The 14768-nt window shown below is 48.4% G+C and carries 18 protein-coding genes and 1 tRNA gene; 15 read left to right on the top strand and 4 right to left on the bottom strand.

Translation table 11 applies throughout. The features are described from left to right. Nucleotides 1-15 precede the first annotated feature (15 nt). The 7 genes from mnmG to GSF01_RS25570 all read left to right on the top strand — a co-directional run bounded on the left by mnmG (nucleotide 16) and on the right by GSF01_RS25570 (nucleotide 7629). Nucleotides 16-1908: a tRNA uridine-5-carboxymethylaminomethyl(34) synthesis enzyme MnmG gene (gene mnmG / locus GSF01_RS25600; protein ID WP_159888109.1), complete on the top strand. Its 1893-nt coding sequence runs from the start codon at nucleotides 16-18 to the stop codon at nucleotides 1906-1908. Further along, the gene (gene rsmG / locus GSF01_RS25595) at nucleotides 1908-2636 is read left to right on the top strand and encodes a 16S rRNA (guanine(527)-N(7))-methyltransferase RsmG (protein ID WP_159888124.1); all 729 of its coding nucleotides are present in this window, start codon (nucleotides 1908-1910) and stop codon (nucleotides 2634-2636) included. The genes mnmG and rsmG overlap by 1 nt, the downstream gene beginning before the upstream one ends. A gap of 440 nt (nucleotides 2637-3076) precedes the next feature. Continuing rightward, nucleotides 3077-3898: a nucleoid occlusion protein gene (gene noc, locus GSF01_RS25590; RefSeq protein ID WP_159888108.1), complete on the top strand. Its 822-nt coding sequence runs from the start codon at nucleotides 3077-3079 to the stop codon at nucleotides 3896-3898. A gap of 346 nt (nucleotides 3899-4244) precedes the next feature. Continuing rightward, complete coding sequence (locus GSF01_RS25585; RefSeq protein WP_159888107.1) at nucleotides 4245-5003, top strand: ParA family protein; 759 nt, start codon at nucleotides 4245-4247, stop codon at nucleotides 5001-5003. After that, nucleotides 5000-5866, top strand: a complete 867-nt coding sequence (locus GSF01_RS25580; RefSeq protein WP_159888106.1) for a ParB/RepB/Spo0J family partition protein — start codon at nucleotides 5000-5002, stop codon at nucleotides 5864-5866. Before GSF01_RS25585 ends, GSF01_RS25580 begins: the two co-directional genes overlap by 4 nt. Before the next feature lie 103 nt (nucleotides 5867-5969). Beyond that, nucleotides 5970-7127, top strand: a complete 1158-nt coding sequence (locus GSF01_RS25575; RefSeq protein ID WP_159888105.1) for an aminotransferase class V-fold PLP-dependent enzyme — start codon at nucleotides 5970-5972, stop codon at nucleotides 7125-7127. Nucleotides 7128-7149: 22 nt separating this feature from the next. Further along, complete coding sequence (locus GSF01_RS25570; protein WP_159888104.1) at nucleotides 7150-7629, top strand: DUF4446 family protein; 480 nt, start codon at nucleotides 7150-7152, stop codon at nucleotides 7627-7629. Here GSF01_RS25570 and yyaC read toward each other — a convergent pair. Then, nucleotides 7604-8233 carry a spore protease YyaC gene (gene yyaC, locus GSF01_RS25565; RefSeq protein ID WP_159888103.1) on the bottom strand — a complete coding sequence of 210 codons (630 nt, stop codon included), beginning with the start codon at nucleotides 8231-8233 and terminating at the stop codon, nucleotides 7604-7606. The two genes, GSF01_RS25570 and yyaC, sit on opposite strands and share 26 nt — an antisense overlap. Nucleotides 8234-8422: 189 nt before the next feature. Between yyaC and GSF01_RS25560 the strand changes: the two genes are divergently transcribed. The 5 genes from GSF01_RS25560 to GSF01_RS25540 all read left to right on the top strand — a co-directional run bounded on the left by GSF01_RS25560 (nucleotide 8423) and on the right by GSF01_RS25540 (nucleotide 10718). Then, on the top strand, nucleotides 8423-8662 hold the full coding sequence (locus GSF01_RS25560) for a DUF3343 domain-containing protein (protein WP_159888102.1): 240 nt from the start codon (nucleotides 8423-8425) through the stop codon (nucleotides 8660-8662). Between the two features lie 15 nt (nucleotides 8663-8677). Continuing rightward, entirely contained in the window at nucleotides 8678-9556 is an 879-nt protein-coding gene (locus GSF01_RS25555) for a mechanosensitive ion channel family protein (protein ID WP_235941737.1), read from the top strand. A gap of 41 nt (nucleotides 9557-9597) precedes the next feature. Further along, complete coding sequence (locus GSF01_RS25550) at nucleotides 9598-9822, top strand: DUF951 domain-containing protein (RefSeq protein WP_159888100.1); 225 nt, start codon at nucleotides 9598-9600, stop codon at nucleotides 9820-9822. A gap of 74 nt (nucleotides 9823-9896) precedes the next feature. After that, nucleotides 9897-9987: transfer RNA gene (locus tag GSF01_RS25545), tRNA-Ser, on the top strand. A gap of 377 nt (nucleotides 9988-10364) precedes the next feature. After that, nucleotides 10365-10718 carry a DUF4358 domain-containing protein gene (locus GSF01_RS25540; protein WP_159888099.1) on the top strand — a complete coding sequence of 118 codons (354 nt, stop codon included), beginning with the start codon at nucleotides 10365-10367 and terminating at the stop codon, nucleotides 10716-10718. A gap of 215 nt (nucleotides 10719-10933) precedes the next feature. Here GSF01_RS25540 and GSF01_RS25535 read toward each other — a convergent pair whose 3' ends face one another. The 3 genes from GSF01_RS25535 to GSF01_RS25525 form a co-directional block, all read right to left on the bottom strand. Then, the gene (locus tag GSF01_RS25535) at nucleotides 10934-12388 is read right to left on the bottom strand and encodes a SulP family inorganic anion transporter (protein WP_159888098.1); all 1455 of its coding nucleotides are present in this window, start codon (nucleotides 12386-12388) and stop codon (nucleotides 10934-10936) included. A 304-nt stretch (nucleotides 12389-12692) separates the two neighbouring features. Next, nucleotides 12693-12950, bottom strand: coding sequence for a hypothetical protein (locus GSF01_RS25530; RefSeq protein WP_159888097.1), 258 nt, complete (start codon nucleotides 12948-12950; stop codon nucleotides 12693-12695). A gap of 134 nt (nucleotides 12951-13084) precedes the next feature. Then, nucleotides 13085-13270, bottom strand: a complete 186-nt coding sequence (locus tag GSF01_RS25525; RefSeq protein ID WP_159888096.1) for a YjzC family protein — start codon at nucleotides 13268-13270, stop codon at nucleotides 13085-13087. 211 nt (nucleotides 13271-13481) lie between these two features. On the opposite strand from GSF01_RS25525, the gene rpsF reads away from it, so the two are divergent. The 3 genes from rpsF to rpsR all read left to right on the top strand — a co-directional run bounded on the left by rpsF (nucleotide 13482) and on the right by rpsR (nucleotide 14696). Then, nucleotides 13482-13766: a 30S ribosomal protein S6 gene (rpsF, locus tag GSF01_RS25520; protein ID WP_159888095.1), complete on the top strand. Its 285-nt coding sequence runs from the start codon at nucleotides 13482-13484 to the stop codon at nucleotides 13764-13766. A 65-nt stretch (nucleotides 13767-13831) separates the two neighbouring features. Continuing rightward, entirely contained in the window at nucleotides 13832-14362 is a 531-nt protein-coding gene (gene ssb, locus GSF01_RS25515) for a single-stranded DNA-binding protein (protein ID WP_159888094.1), read from the top strand. 43 nt (nucleotides 14363-14405) lie between these two features. Continuing rightward, nucleotides 14406-14696 carry a 30S ribosomal protein S18 gene (gene rpsR / locus GSF01_RS25510; protein ID WP_072334001.1) on the top strand — a complete coding sequence of 97 codons (291 nt, stop codon included), beginning with the start codon at nucleotides 14406-14408 and terminating at the stop codon, nucleotides 14694-14696. The last annotated feature ends 72 nt before the right edge of the window (nucleotides 14697-14768 follow it).

Here is a 14768-nt window from a genome sequence, read left to right as displayed (position 1 = left end):
TAGGAGGTAGACAGAATGAGTTACACGGCAGGTGAGTATGATGTGATTGTCATCGGAGCGGGGCACGCCGGGTGTGAAGCTGCACTCGCTTCCGCGCGTATGGGCTGTGACACGCTCCTGTTGACGATAAATCTCGATATGATCGCTTTTTTGCCTTGCAATCCGTCCATCGGAGGGCCGGCTAAAGGGAATGTCGTACGGGAGATCGATGCGCTTGGTGGAGAAATGGCACGGAATATTGATAAGACCTATATCCAGATGAGAATGCTGAATACGGGAAAAGGACCGGCTGTTCATGCGCTGCGAGCGCAAGCCGATAAATTCCTCTACCAGCACAAGATGAGGGAGACGATCGAGAAGACAGAAGGCTTGACGCTGCGTCAAGGCATGGTTGAGCATCTCGTAGTTGAAGATGGCGTCTGCAAGGGAGTCATAACTCAAACCGGGGCGACTTATTATGCCAAGTCGGTCGTGTTGACGACGGGAACGTACCTGCGCGGCAAGATCATCATGGGCGAGCTCATGTATGAATCGGGTCCCAACAATCAACAACCGGCCGTTAAGCTGTCGGCGGATTTGCGCAAGCATGGGTTGGAGCTTATCCGGTTCAAGACGGGAACGCCGCCGCGCGTGCATAAGGATACGATCGACTTCTCGAAGACGGTGATTCAGCCGGGTGATGACAAGCCGAAGTTTTTCTCCGCCGATACGACGGAAGAGGTTCCCGATCAGCTGCCATGCTGGCTGACTTATACGTCTGAAGATACGCACCGGATTATTAGCGAAAACTTGCATCGTGCGCCGATGTTCTCGGGTGCGATCGAAGGAACGGGGCCGCTTTATTGTCCATCGATTGAGGATAAGATTGTCCGGTTCAGCGATAAGCCGCAGCATCAAGTATTCCTGGAGCCAGAGGGCCGCAATACGAAGGAATATTATGTTCAAGGCTTATCTACGAGTATGCCGGAGGATGTGCAGTTGAGAATTGTCCGGTCGGTTCCAGGGCTCGAGAAGGCGGAAATGATGCGAACGGGCTATGCGATTGAATATGATGCCGTCGTGTCGACACAGCTGATGCCTTCCCTGGAGACCAAAGCGGTTTCCAGATTATTCACCGCCGGTCAAATTAATGGCACGTCCGGCTATGAGGAAGCGGCCGCTCAAGGGATCATGGCCGGGATTAATGCGGCGCGTAAGGCGCAAGGCAAGGAACCGATCGTGCTGGAGCGCTCCGAAGCTTATATCGGTGTTCTGATCGATGATCTGGTGACGAAAGGGACGACTGAACCATACCGTCTATTAACCTCGCGTGCCGAGTACCGCTTGCTTCTTCGTCATGACAATGCCGATCTGCGTCTGACGAAAATAGGCTATGAGGTTGGCTTGGTCACGGAAGAGCGTTATGGCCGTTATCTGGAAAAGGTCCAACGTGTGGAGGAAGAAATCGAACGGTTGAAAACAACAAAGGTAAAGCCAACCGAAGACGTGCAAGCCATGCTTCAATCGCTCGGCAGTACCTTGCTAAATAATTCGGTAGACTTGATCTCGCTTCTCCGCCGCCCCGAGATTTCTTATGAGAAGCTTCATGCTCTCTTCCCGTCGCCTGTGGAGTTGACAGACGATATGAAGGAACAGGTCGAGATTCAAGTGAAATACAGCGGCTATATCGAAAAGCAGCTGCTGCAGGTAGAACGTCTGCGGAAGATGGAGAAGAAACGGATCCCCGACGATATTATCTATGAAGAAATTCATGGGATCGCGACGGAAGCCAAGCAGAAACTGGCCAAGATCCGTCCAATCTCGATCGGGCAAGCTTCCCGTATTGGCGGGGTCACACCTGCCGATATTTCCATTCTGTTGGTTCATCTCGAGCACTATAACAGAGTCGTGGCGGCACGGGCGCAATGATGGATAACGTTCAGCGGTTGTTTTGCGAATTATTGCAGGAGAAAGGGATCGTACTGACCGAGCCCCAGCTCAGTCAGTACGAAGCGTATTATCGCGAACTGGTGGACTGGAACGAACGGATGAATTTGACCGGTATCACGGAGAGGGAACAGGTTTATGTGAAGCATTTCTATGATTCGCTCTCCTTGGCTTTTTTTACGAAGATGACGGACATCCATTCCCTGGCTGATATCGGTTCCGGAGCAGGTTTTCCAAGTATTCCGCTAAAGATTGCCTTTCCTCACTTGAAGGTTACTATTGTTGATTCTCTTAACAAGCGAATTCAATTTTTGCAGCATATCGTGACGGAGCTCGAGCTTCAGGAGGTGCGCTGCGTGCATGGACGTGCTGAGGATATAGCGCGTCTTCCCGAGCATCGGGACCGATATGACCTGGTTACTGCCAGAGCGGTTGCCAAGCTCGCTGTACTCAATGAATTTTGCTTGCCCTTCGTAAAACCTAAAGGTAGGTTTGTGGCGATGAAAGGGCAGGATGTACAGGACGAACTGAAAGAAGCCGGATTCAGCCTGAAGGAATTACAAGGGGAATGGGTAAATACTTATCATTTCCAGCTTCCTATAGAAGAATCTACGAGACAATTAGTTGAGATAAGGAAGATAGCATCAACGCCCCGAAAGTATCCGAGAAAAGCGGGAACACCATTAAAAACACCCTTACTTTCACCGTGAAATGAAATTGGAAGAACACAGAGAGTTGTTCCACGTGGAACAACTCCATCCTATAAAAGCTAACATAAGTTGTTATATGCAGAGGGAAGAATTTACCGAAAACATCGATTTTTACTCATAACGTCGCAAGACGTTTTTCTTTTGGAGAATCGTACAAGAAAGTTCTGTAGATGCCTTTGCAGGAAAATAAGGTGCGTCTGGAGAATATTTAGTTGTAACCATATAGCACGGATTCTTACAATTACTTACTTACATAGAGTGAATCAGGTGCGATGTTCCATGTTGGAAACAGGAAATGAGCGAAGCTGAGCAGGGATGAGAACAAGCTTGCTGCCCAGCCGGTAAAGACTGTGACGTCACTTTTCTTAAAGGATAAATAATATAGGAAAGTTGAACTTGGCTTGTTCTATCATGATGAAAAAGATCGGGTGGTTATCGTTATGAAGGAACAGATTTCCAGATTGTTCGGGTTAAATGAGAAGACTTCTACTGATGAAGTGAAAAACATTCCTGTTCAAGATATCGTGGCTAGTCCGTATCAGCCTCGTACGATTTTCGACGATGAACGGATCGAAGAGCTCTGTCAGACCATCAAAACGCATGGCGTCATCCAGCCGATCGTCGTGAGAATGCGGAATCAAAAGTATGAGCTGATTGCGGGCGAACGTCGTTGGCGTGCCGTGAAAAAGTTAGGACTCGAAACGATTCCCGCTATTATCCGCGAGTTCAATGATGCTCAGGCCGCGTCGATTGCGTTAATCGAAAATCTTCAACGCGAGGGCCTTACTGCCATTGAGGAAGCGATCGCTTACCAGCAACTCATCGATCTCCACAGCTTGACTCAGGAGAGCTTAGCTCAGCGTTTGGGCAAAAGCCAATCTACCATCGCCAACAAAATTCGCTTGCTGCATTTGAGCGAGCCGGTCAAATTGGCACTTATGGAACGGAAGATTACCGAGCGTCATGCCAGAGCGCTGCTTTCCTTAGAAAAGGAAGAGCAGCAGGTAAAGCTGTTAGAGGAAATTATCGCCAAGGAGTTAAACGTTAAACAGACCGAAACGAGAATTGCCTTTCTCAAGGAAGCGGAAAAAGTGAAAAGCAATAAATCTAAGCGGGTTTCCTTCTCGAAGGATGTTCGCCTAGCCTTGAATACCATTCGGCAGTCCGTCGATATGGTAACTTCGTCCGGTTTACCCATCAATACGGAAGAAAATGACCGGGATGACCACTATGAGATTGTAATTCGAATTCCAAAACGATAAAATAGAATAGACGCAGTTTTGGTCATTGGGGAGGGCACCCATATCTCTCTAATGATCTTTTTTTACCACATTGCCAGGTTACCTCTATGCAATCCGAATACCGATAGTTTTCCGAAGCCAGTTTGTAAGGAAGCTATTGAAGCACTTGAGTCTGTGCAAGCGGTCCAAGCTGCCGGCCTGACGGGTTTACACATGATGCGTACCGGGAATTATGGTGGTTTAGCAAGTCGGGTAGACTCTTAGCAAGTTCGCATTACTGGTACGGGCGGCTTCACAGTCAAAGGCTTTATGTACATATCATTAGCTGCTTGCATGCTCGGCTATCCTAGTATTTGAGGTGAATAGGTTGTCTAAAATAATCGCCATCACAAACCAAAAGGGTGGGGTTGGCAAAACGACGACGTCCGTTAATTTGGGCGCTTCTCTAGCTTCTCTCGGTAAAAAAGTGCTGCTGGTCGATATCGATCCGCAAGGAAATACGACTAGCGGTATCGGGATAAATAAGGCGGATGTACAGTACTGTATCTATGATGTATTGATTAACGATGTTCATCCGAAGGACGCCATGGTCGATACGGCGATCGAAAACTTGAAAATTATCCCTGCCACCATCCAACTGGCTGGAGCTGAGATTGAGTTAGTTCCTACTATTTCAAGAGAAGTTAGGTTGAAACGTTCTCTTTCTTTGGTCAAGCAGCAATTCGATTATATTCTGATCGATTGTCCGCCTTCACTGGGGATTCTAACCGTCAATTCTTTAACGGCTGCCGATTCCGTCATTATCCCTATTCAATGCGAATATTATGCGCTCGAAGGACTGAGCCAATTATTGAACACCGTTCGATTGGTCCAAAAGCACTTGAATACTACTTTGCAAATTGAAGGCGTTCTGCTGACGATGTTTGATGCAAGAACTAACCTGGGGATGCAGGTTATCGAAGAGGTTAAAAAGTATTTCCAACAAAAGGTTTATCAAACTATAATCCCAAGAAACGTAAGATTAAGCGAGGCTCCGAGTCATGGACAGTCGATCATCACCTATGACCCAAGATCCAAAGGTGCGGAAGTGTACTTGGAGCTGGCGAAGGAAGTGATTGAGGTTTGAGTAAGCGAGCTGGAACAGGTTTAGGAAAAGGATTGGATGCACTCTTGCCGGCACTTAGTATAAATGATGATGATAAAGTAGTAGAAATTCCGTTGTCTCAGCTTCGTCCAAACCCTTATCAACCAAGAAAGCACTTCAACGACGAATCGATTCAGGAACTAGCTTCCTCCATTAAGGAGCATGGAGTTATTCAACCGATAATTGTTCGCAGCGTACTGAAGGGCTTCGAGATTATTGCCGGAGAAAGACGCTACCGCGCTTCTCAGGTATCGGGATTGGCGACTATACCTGCAGTTGTCAAGAAGTTTACCGATCAACAGGTGATGGAAATCGCCTTGATCGAAAACGTACAGCGGGAAGACCTCAATGCTCTGGAAATTGCAATCGCCTATCAGGCTCTAATCGATCAGTTTTCCTTAACTCAGGAAGTGCTATCCACGAAAGTAGGAAAGAGCCGGTCGCATATTGCGAACTTCCTTCGACTGCTTCAGCTGCCTGAGGAAGTGAAGGAATATGTTTCACGTGGAACATTATCGATGGGTCACGCCAAAGCTATCGTAGGCTTAAAGGACAAAAAGCTGATTAAAGCTTTGGCGGATACGACCATCAAAGAGCAGTGGAGCGTTCGCGAGCTGGAAGAGGAAGTTAAAAAGCTGGAAGAAAAGAACGATACGAAAAAGAATAAGCAGAAGCCGAAACGCAAGGATCCTTATATTGATCAGATCGAAGAAAACTTGCGTGAGGCTTTCCGAACGACCGTAAAAATCAAACATAACAATAACAAAGGGAAAATCGAGCTGCTGTATTTCTCGAATGATGACCTGAACCGATTGCTGGAGCTCTTGCAAGGCAAAACCTCGTAGACTAAACTCATAGCATACCAGGGATCTGCCTGATAAGATCAGGAGGTTCTAGGTATGCTATATTTGTGTAAATGAGAGCATTTCACAAGAGGAGGAATAAAGGATGTCGACTATATATCTGGATCATGCTGCTTCGTCATGGCCTAAGCCCCCTGAGGTCGTGAAGGCTATGGTGGAATGCATGGAGCAGTATGCGGCCAATCCGGGGCGGGGAAGTCATGCGATGGCCGTGAAGGCAAGCAGGACATTATTCGAGGGAAGAAAGCAGCTTGCCAAATTGTTCCGCATCAAAAATCCAAATGATATATCGTACGCATTAAATACAACGATGGCGTTGAATCTGGCGATTAAAGGTTTTCTGCAAGAAGGCGATCATGTTATATGTACGGCTGTGGAGCATAACTCTGTCAGGAGACCGCTCGAGTATTTGCGGCAAACACGCGATGTTAAAGTTAGTTACGTAAAAACAGATGCACAAGGTCATCTTAATTTGGATGATGTGGCAGCGGCTATAGGCCCAACTACCCGTTTGGTCGTATGCAACCACAGCTCTAATTTATTGGGAAGTATATTGCCTCTATCCGACCTGGGAGAGCTATGCCGAGGACGAGGGATCAAGCTGCTTGTAGATGCTGCACAGACAGCTGGGACGGTCGATATTGATGTCAATAGCATGGGGATCGATATGCTTGCTTTCCCGGGTCACAAGGGCCTTCTAGGCCCCCAGGGAACGGGAGGGTTATATGTGCATCCCGATATCGAGCTTGATCCCTTGCTTCATGGCGGGACGGGAAGTCAATCGGAGGCGATCGAGCAGCCCACGGTACGACCGGATCGATTCGAAGGCGGTACGCAAAATACGCCGGGTATTGCTGGCCTTGTTGAGGGAGTGAAATGGGTTCAGCGAGAAACCGTGGAACGTGTATACCAGCACGAGTGGAATTTGACTCAACAAATGATGGAAGGCTTGCTGGGAATCGAAGGGGTAGAGATACTGGGGCCGGATATCGGACAAGCTAAAACCGGCATCGTGTCGTTCACCGTCGCTCAAACCGACTCGTCTGAAATAGCTTTCATTCTCGATCAGTCGTTCGGGATAGCGGTGAGAGCCGGTTATCATTGTACTCCGCTTGCGCATGAAACGGCCGGCACAATGGAACGGGGAGCCGTTAGGGCTAGCGTAGGTTGTTTTACTACGGAGAGCGAAGTCGAGCAGCTGGTAGAGGCAATAAGGGAAATAGCGAAGCATATGAAGCCGTAATCGCGAACATGGGGGCGTTTGAATGGAACTACCAATCGAAGTTGTTTTACTTGCCGCGGCAGCAATCTTGTTCATTTTTCTGATTCTGCTTATTATCATGTGGGTGAAGCTTAATCGAGTAAAAAAGACATATACGGCACTTCTAAATGGTCAGACGGGAATGAATATAGAAGAAGTAGTTATCGGACTACAAGATCGGTATAATGCCCTGAAGGTGCAGACTGATCAGGCGGATCAATCCATCCAGAACATCCGTCAGGACATGATCCGCATGAAGTCAAGACTGGGTGTATACCGGTTTAATGCCTTTTCTGAAAGCGGCAGTGATTTGAGCTTTGCTATCGCTCTGGTAGATGAGGAAGCAACAGGAGTCGTACTTAGCGCGATACATAATCGGGATCAAGCCTATGTGTATGCCAAGCCATTGGTAAAAGGGCAGTCGAAATACGCCTTGTCGCCGGAGGAGAAGGAAGCGATCAATCGATCTTCACTAAAGGAATAGGAGACCATCTACGCTTCATCAATAGCGCGGAATGAATAGACTTGGCGATGGCTTCCGCCATCGACATGACAAGACTTAGACGAGTGTTCTGAAGGACGAAATATTCCATAAATCCCCCTACATTAACAATACCGGTGACATGCATATTGCCGACCGGAGGCAGCTCCTTGTTAACACCTGCACCAGGTTTAACCGGAATTTGACCGAGCTGTATGCAGCCTACACTGGTTAGTTGGCCAAGACATGCGTCCACCGCTAAAATGTAAGGATTATTAAAGTGTTGGTAAATCGTCGTCAGCGTCTCACTTAAATTCATCGCATGTACAGGGTGATCTAGCGTACCGTATAGATGAACTCCATCCAGAGCCATGCGTCTCAGCTGAGAGCCAACAAGCGGTCCCAGGGAATCGCCCGTAGACCGGTCTGTGCCTACGCATACGATAATGATAGGCTGCTGTGCCGGAACTTCCTGGATAGATGAAAATAAAGCCTCGGATAAGAGCTCGATACAATTCGTTTCCGAATGCATAATCTTAAGGGTTTGCGAAGATGGGGCGGTTTCTCTTTCTTTAGGGGAGACATCTTTCGAAAATGGAAGCTTCACAGGCTTTCCCTCCTTGGGAGATGAAGGATTGGCAGGACTAGTAACATACGGTTGAATAGAATAGTACTAGTATACGGATTGTAGATAGGTTTTATACTCACTCGATCCAAAGAAATAGGATGGCTGCAAAAATTTTCAAAGAATACGTTCAGATCTAGGGGATTAGCTTGGAGAGAGGAGTCGGAAAATATGCTCTTGATGGCGTTCGATTCGACCCAACAGGCCCTGCGAGCCGAGATGCTGCTGGAGTATGCCGATATCGAAAATGATATGTGCCCGACTCCGAAGGAAATTACGGCCGGCTGTGCTCTATCGTTGGAGTTTCCGGAAGAGGCGTTACTGGAAGTGAAGGAGATTGTGAGAAGTGAGAAGGTCGAAATCCGAGGCATTTATTCCAAAATCGATGGAAAGTATGTTACGATGGAATGAGGGGAGGGGATGCTTGTGTTCACGAATCCTCCACTCATAACGGAGGTTAAGTCCATTAAGGAATGGGAGCAGAGCTGGGAGGGTTTACAGCAAAGATTTGTTACCTATATATCCAATCCGGAGCTGTGGCTGGGCATCCTCATTATCGCGTTGAAAATTGCGCTAATCTACTTAGTCGCTCGAGCGATAACCAAGGTTGCCCATCGAGCCGTGGAGAAATTGATCGTCGCACGGGATAAAAATCCATTGAAGCTGGATACCCGACGTACCAAAACCATTGGCAAGCTTGTGGGAAATATTCTAACCTATATTGTTAATTTTATTATGATATTAATGATCCTGGGTCAATTTAATATTGATCTTGGTCCGCTGCTTGCTGGGGCAGGGGTGGTGGGGCTTGCTATCGGTTTTGGCGCACAAAGCTTGGTGAAGGATGTTATAACCGGCTTTTTCATTATTTTTGAGGATCAATTTGCAGTAGGCGATGTGGTGCAAATCGGAGCATTTAAAGGAAATGTAGAGGAAATAGGGCTAAGGGTGACCCGGATCAGAAGCTGGACAGGGGAAATCCATATTATTCCAAACGGGACGATTGCTCAGGTAACCAATTTCTCTATTCATAACGCCCTGGCGGTCATCGATGTTCCTATCAGTCAAGAAGCTGATATTGAAAAGATAAGGAAATTATTAGAGGATACGATTAAAAAAGGATATGAAGAAAATGTTGATTTGGTGAAGGAGCCTCAGGTTCTGGGAATCCAAAATGTCAGCGGTTCGGAGATCACGCTTCGGGTAACCGCGGAGTGCAAGCCGAATACCGCCAGTAACGTAACACGGAAGCTTAATGAGCAAATTCGTAAGGCGCTCAGGGAAGAAGGTATGGAGCTTCCCTAAATACCGGATAGCGTCTTGAGGAAGGAGATAGCGGAAGCCTGATGGAGAGAAAACAGTATGAGCTCGGCGATGTTGTGCAGATGAAGAAGCCGCACCCTTGCGGGACGAATGAAATGGAAATCATCCGCATGGGCATGGACATCCGGATCAAGTGTGTCGGCTGCAAGCACAGTGTGCTCGTACCCCGCGCCAAGTTCGAAAGCAAGCTAAAGAAGGTACTCCGCTCGAACGCGGAGGCGAATTCGGAAGCATCTGCTGAAAGTTAAAAAATATAGGGGCATACCTCTTGCAATAGGGACCGGTTGTGTGGTATTATACTACTTGTCCCTTTTGAAAATGCGGAAAGGTACCCAAGAGGCCCAAGGGGGCTGACTCGAAATCAGCTAGGCGGCTCGCGCCGTGCGTGGGTTCGAATCCCACTCTTTCCGCCATACATAACTAACCAAGTGGCTCTAGGGTGGAGCCACTTTTTTGTTTCTATAAACGGGGAAATTTAAGCGGAAAAGTAGCTGACTGATTCGTTAAGACCTTCTACGTTAAAATTATGCGTAGGGGTCTTTTTCTTTATAGATCTTCGTATTGGACCTAGAAGGTGAACTGCGTACCATCGACGGGATCTTAGGAGTCAGTCTCTGAGGCAAGGAGGAGAGCCATCATAAATACTATTTCAAAGAATAAAGTCGTTGCTGCCGTAATAGCTGTCGTTCTTGTCCTGACCAGTATGTACGGTCTGATGCGCCCCAAAACAAAAATAGATCTTAATAAGTTTTCCGAGTTTATGCTAACGTCGTCGGTTTATTACAAGGACATGGAGGAACTGAACGCTGCCCAGATCATGGAGCATTACAGCGGCGTGCCCAATGCTGATGTTTCCAGCGCGAAAGTGTTCGTCAGCACAGATGGGAGTGCCCGAGAATTCTCAATCATCGAAGCGAACAATTCACAAAGTGCCGACAGCATTCAAACTGCGTTAAGCTCCTATTGCAATGAGCTTGCGGAAAAATATCGAGTGGAGAATGCAGAGGAATATGAACGCTTGCGAGGTTATGCTATCCGCAGAACAAGAAACTATGTTATTTTAACGATCAGCGACAGCATCAGAACCGGCAATCAAGTGGTGGATTCCTATCTTGATAAAATCAATTATGACAAGAGATCATAATTATAGGCCGACTGTGGATAAACCGGAGAGTGGAAGCGAGCATGCAGATTGTTGATAACTTTTTCGAGAACATGCAAATGCCTCCGGCCAAAAGTTATAAACATGTGGATAACCGCCGTAGGCGTGTTATCCTTTTTTTTATTAACAGGTGTGTAAAAGCGCAGAAGCACCAAAAAAGGACCTAAGGGGATATCCCTTTAGGTCCTACTTTCGGTTTAACGGCCTTGAGGCACGACCAAATCGGTCCGGTCGATCAGCGTCCGGCTTTCTTCATTGAGCCCGATGATCGTGACCTGCTTATCGAGGCTCTGATATTTGGCGATGATCTTGGAGATGGCTGTAACGGCCGAGTGGTCCCATACATGGGAGTCGGTCAGATCAAGGATGACTTGCTCCGGGTCCTCCAGATAGGAGAAGGAAGCCAGAAGCTCCGAAACTGTGCCGAAAAAAATCGGGCCGGAAACCCGGTAGACATGGCTCCCATCCGGCCGAAGGGAGGAGGCGATCCGAATCTTGGACATCTTCCAGGCAAAGATGACCGCGCTCAGAAGGATGCCGGCGAAGACGCCGTAAGACAAGTCATGCGTAACGACCACGATCGTCACGGTCACGATCATGACGATCGCGTCGGAGAGCGGTATTTTATTCAGCCGTGTTACCGATTTCCAATCGAACGTTCCGATCGATACCATGATCATGACACCGACAAGGGCCGCCATCGGGATTTGCTTGACGACATCTCCGAGCACGATGATCAGGAAGAGCAGGAAAACGCCCGCCACCAAGGTAGAGAGACGGGTACGCCCGCCCGACTTGACGTTGATGACCGATTGGCCGATCATCGCGCAGCCCGCCATACCGCCGAAAAAGCCGGTCACGATGTTGGCGATACCTTGTCCCTTGACCTCGCGGTTTTTGTCGCTGGTCGTATCCGTCATCTCGTCCACGATGGTCGCAGTCAGCAGCGATTCGAGAATGCCGACCATGGCCAGGGAGATCGAATAGGGCAGGATGATCCACAGCGTATCGAGCGAGAGCAGTACTTGAGGCAGGTGGAAGACAGGCAGCTCGCTGGTCATTTTGCCCATGTCGCCTACCGTCTTCACGTCCATGCCGAGACTGATCGTCAATATCGACACCACGATGATGGCGACAAGGGCGGACGGTACGGCTTTGGTTATCCGCGGCAGCAAGTAAATAATAACGAGCGTCAGCGCTACCAGTCCATACATTAACCAGCCCGCGCCGGTGAAGTGAGTGAGCTGGGCCATGAAGATAAGGATGGCGAGCGCGTTCACAAAGCCGGTCATCACGGAATGCGGGACAAATGTAACCAGCTGCCCAAGGCGCAGCATACCGAGTATCACTTGCAGAATGCCCGCCAGTACGGTAGCGGCGAATAAATATTCCAGGCCGTGGTCCTTGACCAAATTCACCATTAATAAAGCCATGGCGCCTGTCGCCGCGGAGATCATCCCGGGTCTTCCGCCGACGAAGGCGATGACAACTGCGATACAGAAGGAAGCATAAAGACCTACCATCGGATCGACACCCGCGATAATAGAGAAAGCGATCGCTTCGGGAATCAAGGCGAGTGCAACCGTAATGCCGGATAAAACATCCTGCCGGGTATTGCTGAACCATCCGTTGCTATTCAATTGTTTGTTCAAGCGAGAAATCCTCCTTAGTCCATAGAGAAATATGACTTTCCACTCTCAGAAAAGTCGGGGCCGATGTCTACGATATGAAATTATACATAAAAACAAGGTAACGCGGGGAAGCGAAAAACCCATGTAAGCGATTAAATATTTATTTTTCTTTATATTTCATTGAAAATCGTTAGTTTAGGGGACAAGGGTAATAGAAAGAGAAAGACAATCCCTGGAAACGACTGGGATGGATAGCCGTTGTTCCAGGGATTAGGGAAGGAAGGAGTCGCAAGGAGCGGAAAAAAGAGGGTTGTACATATCTGGCTTATCTGGACGTGCTGCGGTCGCGACGGTAGACGGAAAAACGGTCTACTACGTAGCCTATCAAGGTCCAGGAAAGCGTGGTTAGCAGGTAGAGCAGAAGGGGATTGACGTCGGTATACGTAAAAATCGGGTAGAACCAGGCCGGTACGCTCAGCGAATAGAACAGCAGATACACCGGGTCGTATTCATGGCCGAAGTAGTGGATCAGACATAACGCCGCGCCGATGACGGTAAAGAGAGCCGTGCATTTATAATTCATCAGTCAAAGTCTCCTTTGCTTGGAGTATCGATACGATTCATAATAAGCCGCTATAGCTACGGATTATCCAAAGTAGGCGGCAACAGGGAGAATAAGCCCCGTCCGCTTATATGGAAGGCGGACGGGAGAAGGCATCATCCGCGGAACATGCGCTTCCACTTGCGGTTGTGGTTGCTCGTATCCGGGAAGGCGTCTCCTTTTTTGAGCTTGACGATCTTGGGGTCATTAATCCCCATATGGAAGGCATCTTCACCGACTTCCATATACTCGCCGTCGTTCGGCGCTTTATCGCCGGGACGGAATTGACTCCATTCACCCATCACAGGTCACCTCCTGCTTGTAGATGTAGGTTTAGATTGGCCCAGAAGCATCGGAGGCATGTAGATCAATTATTGGCAGGGTTTTGCTTGATTTGATGCGTTCATTCTGGTATAGTATTCAGGTGCGAGTTTTTGACTTAGGTTTATTCTCGCTCCTTGTTCCTGACGGTACAAGCCGGTCAGGGGCCATAGTCCAAAGGGAGGTGACAACATGCGCAAATATGAAGTGATGTACATCATCCGTCCTGATATCGAGCAAGAAGCGGTTCAGGCTGCGGTGGAGAAATTCCAAGGCATCATCAACAACGGTGGCGAAATTACGAAGCACGATGTGTTGGGTAAGCGCCGTCTTGCGTATGAGATCAACAAGTTCCGTGACGGTCATTATGTGTTGGTACAATTCAACGCTAATAATGAAGTTATTGCTGAGCTTGACCGCGTGATGAAGATTTCTGACGAAATCATTCGTTACCTGATCACGAAAGACGTAGCTTAATTAAGTGCTGTAATCGAGCGCGCTGCAGGCAGCGATGCAGGCAGTGAATCCGGGAGGGAATGCGGATGTTGAATCGTGTGATTCTGATCGGTAGACTGACACGCGACCCTGAACTGCGCTATACGCCTGCAGGTGTGGCTGTGACCCAGTTTACCCTTGCAGTAGACCGGCCTTTTTCTAACCAAGGCGGGCAGCGGGAAGCGGATTTTATCCCGATCGTCACTTGGCGCCAACTGGCGGAGACTTGCGCGAATTACCTTCGCAAGGGTCGATTGGCTGCTGTAGAAGGCAGAATTCAAGTGCGCAACTATGACAACAATGAGGGAAAGCGCGTTTACGTGACTGAAGTCATTGCTGACAATGTGCGTTTCTTGGAATCGGCGAACAGCGGCAACCGTGAGGAAGGCGGCGGCGCGGGAGGCGGTAATTACGGCGGTGGCAGCGGCAATAACAGCGGCGGCGGTGGTAATTATGGCGGCGGAAGCGGGAGCAGTGGCAACCGTGGCGGCTACGGCGGTGGACGCGATAACAATCAAGATCCGTTCCAGGACGACGGGCGACCGATCGATATTTCCGACGATGATCTGCCGTTCTAAGGAACGGTATGGAATGAATCTAACGTAGAAAGGATGGAGAACAATGGCATTTGAAAAAAGAGAACGTTCCGAAGACCGTGGCGAACGCGGCGAAAGAAAGTTCAGCGGACGTGGCAAAAAAGGCGGCAAGCGCCGTAAAGTTTGTTACTTCACTGTAAATAAAATCAAGCACATTGATTATAAAGATATCGAGACGTTGAAGAAGTTCATCAGCGAGCGTGGCAAGATTCTTCCACGCCGTGTAACGGGAACTTCCGCTAAGTACCAACGCGCTCTGACGATCGCTATCAAGCGCTCCCGTCAAATCGCATTGCTGCCTTACACAACGGAATAGGTCGAAGCCTGATGGTTTGGACACAAGGGGACTGACGTTTGCGTCAGTCCTTTTTTGCGTTTGTTTTTGGGC

Source organism: Paenibacillus puerhi (assembly GCF_009846885.1).
GTDB classification, from domain to species: domain Bacteria; phylum Bacillota; class Bacilli; order Paenibacillales; family NBRC-103111; genus Paenibacillus_G; species Paenibacillus_G puerhi.
Note: the sequence above shows the minus strand (reverse complement) of the source record. Positions and strands in the feature narration are given on the sequence as shown.

Coding starts and splice junctions, on each gene's coding strand:
- mnmG (WP_159888109.1), top strand. CDS start 16: ATGAGTTACACGGCAGGTGAGTATGATGTGATTGTCATCGGAGCGGGG.
- rsmG (WP_159888124.1), top strand. CDS start 1,908: ATGGATAACGTTCAGCGGTTGTTTTGCGAATTATTGCAGGAGAAAGGG.
- noc (WP_159888108.1), top strand. CDS start 3,077: ATGAAGGAACAGATTTCCAGATTGTTCGGGTTAAATGAGAAGACTTCT.
- GSF01_RS25575 (WP_159888105.1), top strand. CDS start 5,970: ATGTCGACTATATATCTGGATCATGCTGCTTCGTCATGGCCTAAGCCC.
- GSF01_RS25570 (WP_159888104.1), top strand. CDS start 7,150: ATGGAACTACCAATCGAAGTTGTTTTACTTGCCGCGGCAGCAATCTTG.
- GSF01_RS25560 (WP_159888102.1), top strand. CDS start 8,423: ATGCTCTTGATGGCGTTCGATTCGACCCAACAGGCCCTGCGAGCCGAG.
- GSF01_RS25550 (WP_159888100.1), top strand. CDS start 9,598: ATGGAGAGAAAACAGTATGAGCTCGGCGATGTTGTGCAGATGAAGAAG.
- GSF01_RS25540 (WP_159888099.1), top strand. CDS start 10,365: ATGGAGGAACTGAACGCTGCCCAGATCATGGAGCATTACAGCGGCGTG.
- GSF01_RS25530 (WP_159888097.1), bottom strand. CDS start 12,950: ATGAATTATAAATGCACGGCTCTCTTTACCGTCATCGGCGCGGCGTTA.
- GSF01_RS25525 (WP_159888096.1), bottom strand. CDS start 13,270: ATGGGTGAATGGAGTCAATTCCGTCCCGGCGATAAAGCGCCGAACGAC.
- rpsF (WP_159888095.1), top strand. CDS start 13,482: ATGCGCAAATATGAAGTGATGTACATCATCCGTCCTGATATCGAGCAA.
- ssb (WP_159888094.1), top strand. CDS start 13,832: ATGTTGAATCGTGTGATTCTGATCGGTAGACTGACACGCGACCCTGAA.
- rpsR (WP_072334001.1), top strand. CDS start 14,406: ATGGCATTTGAAAAAAGAGAACGTTCCGAAGACCGTGGCGAACGCGGC.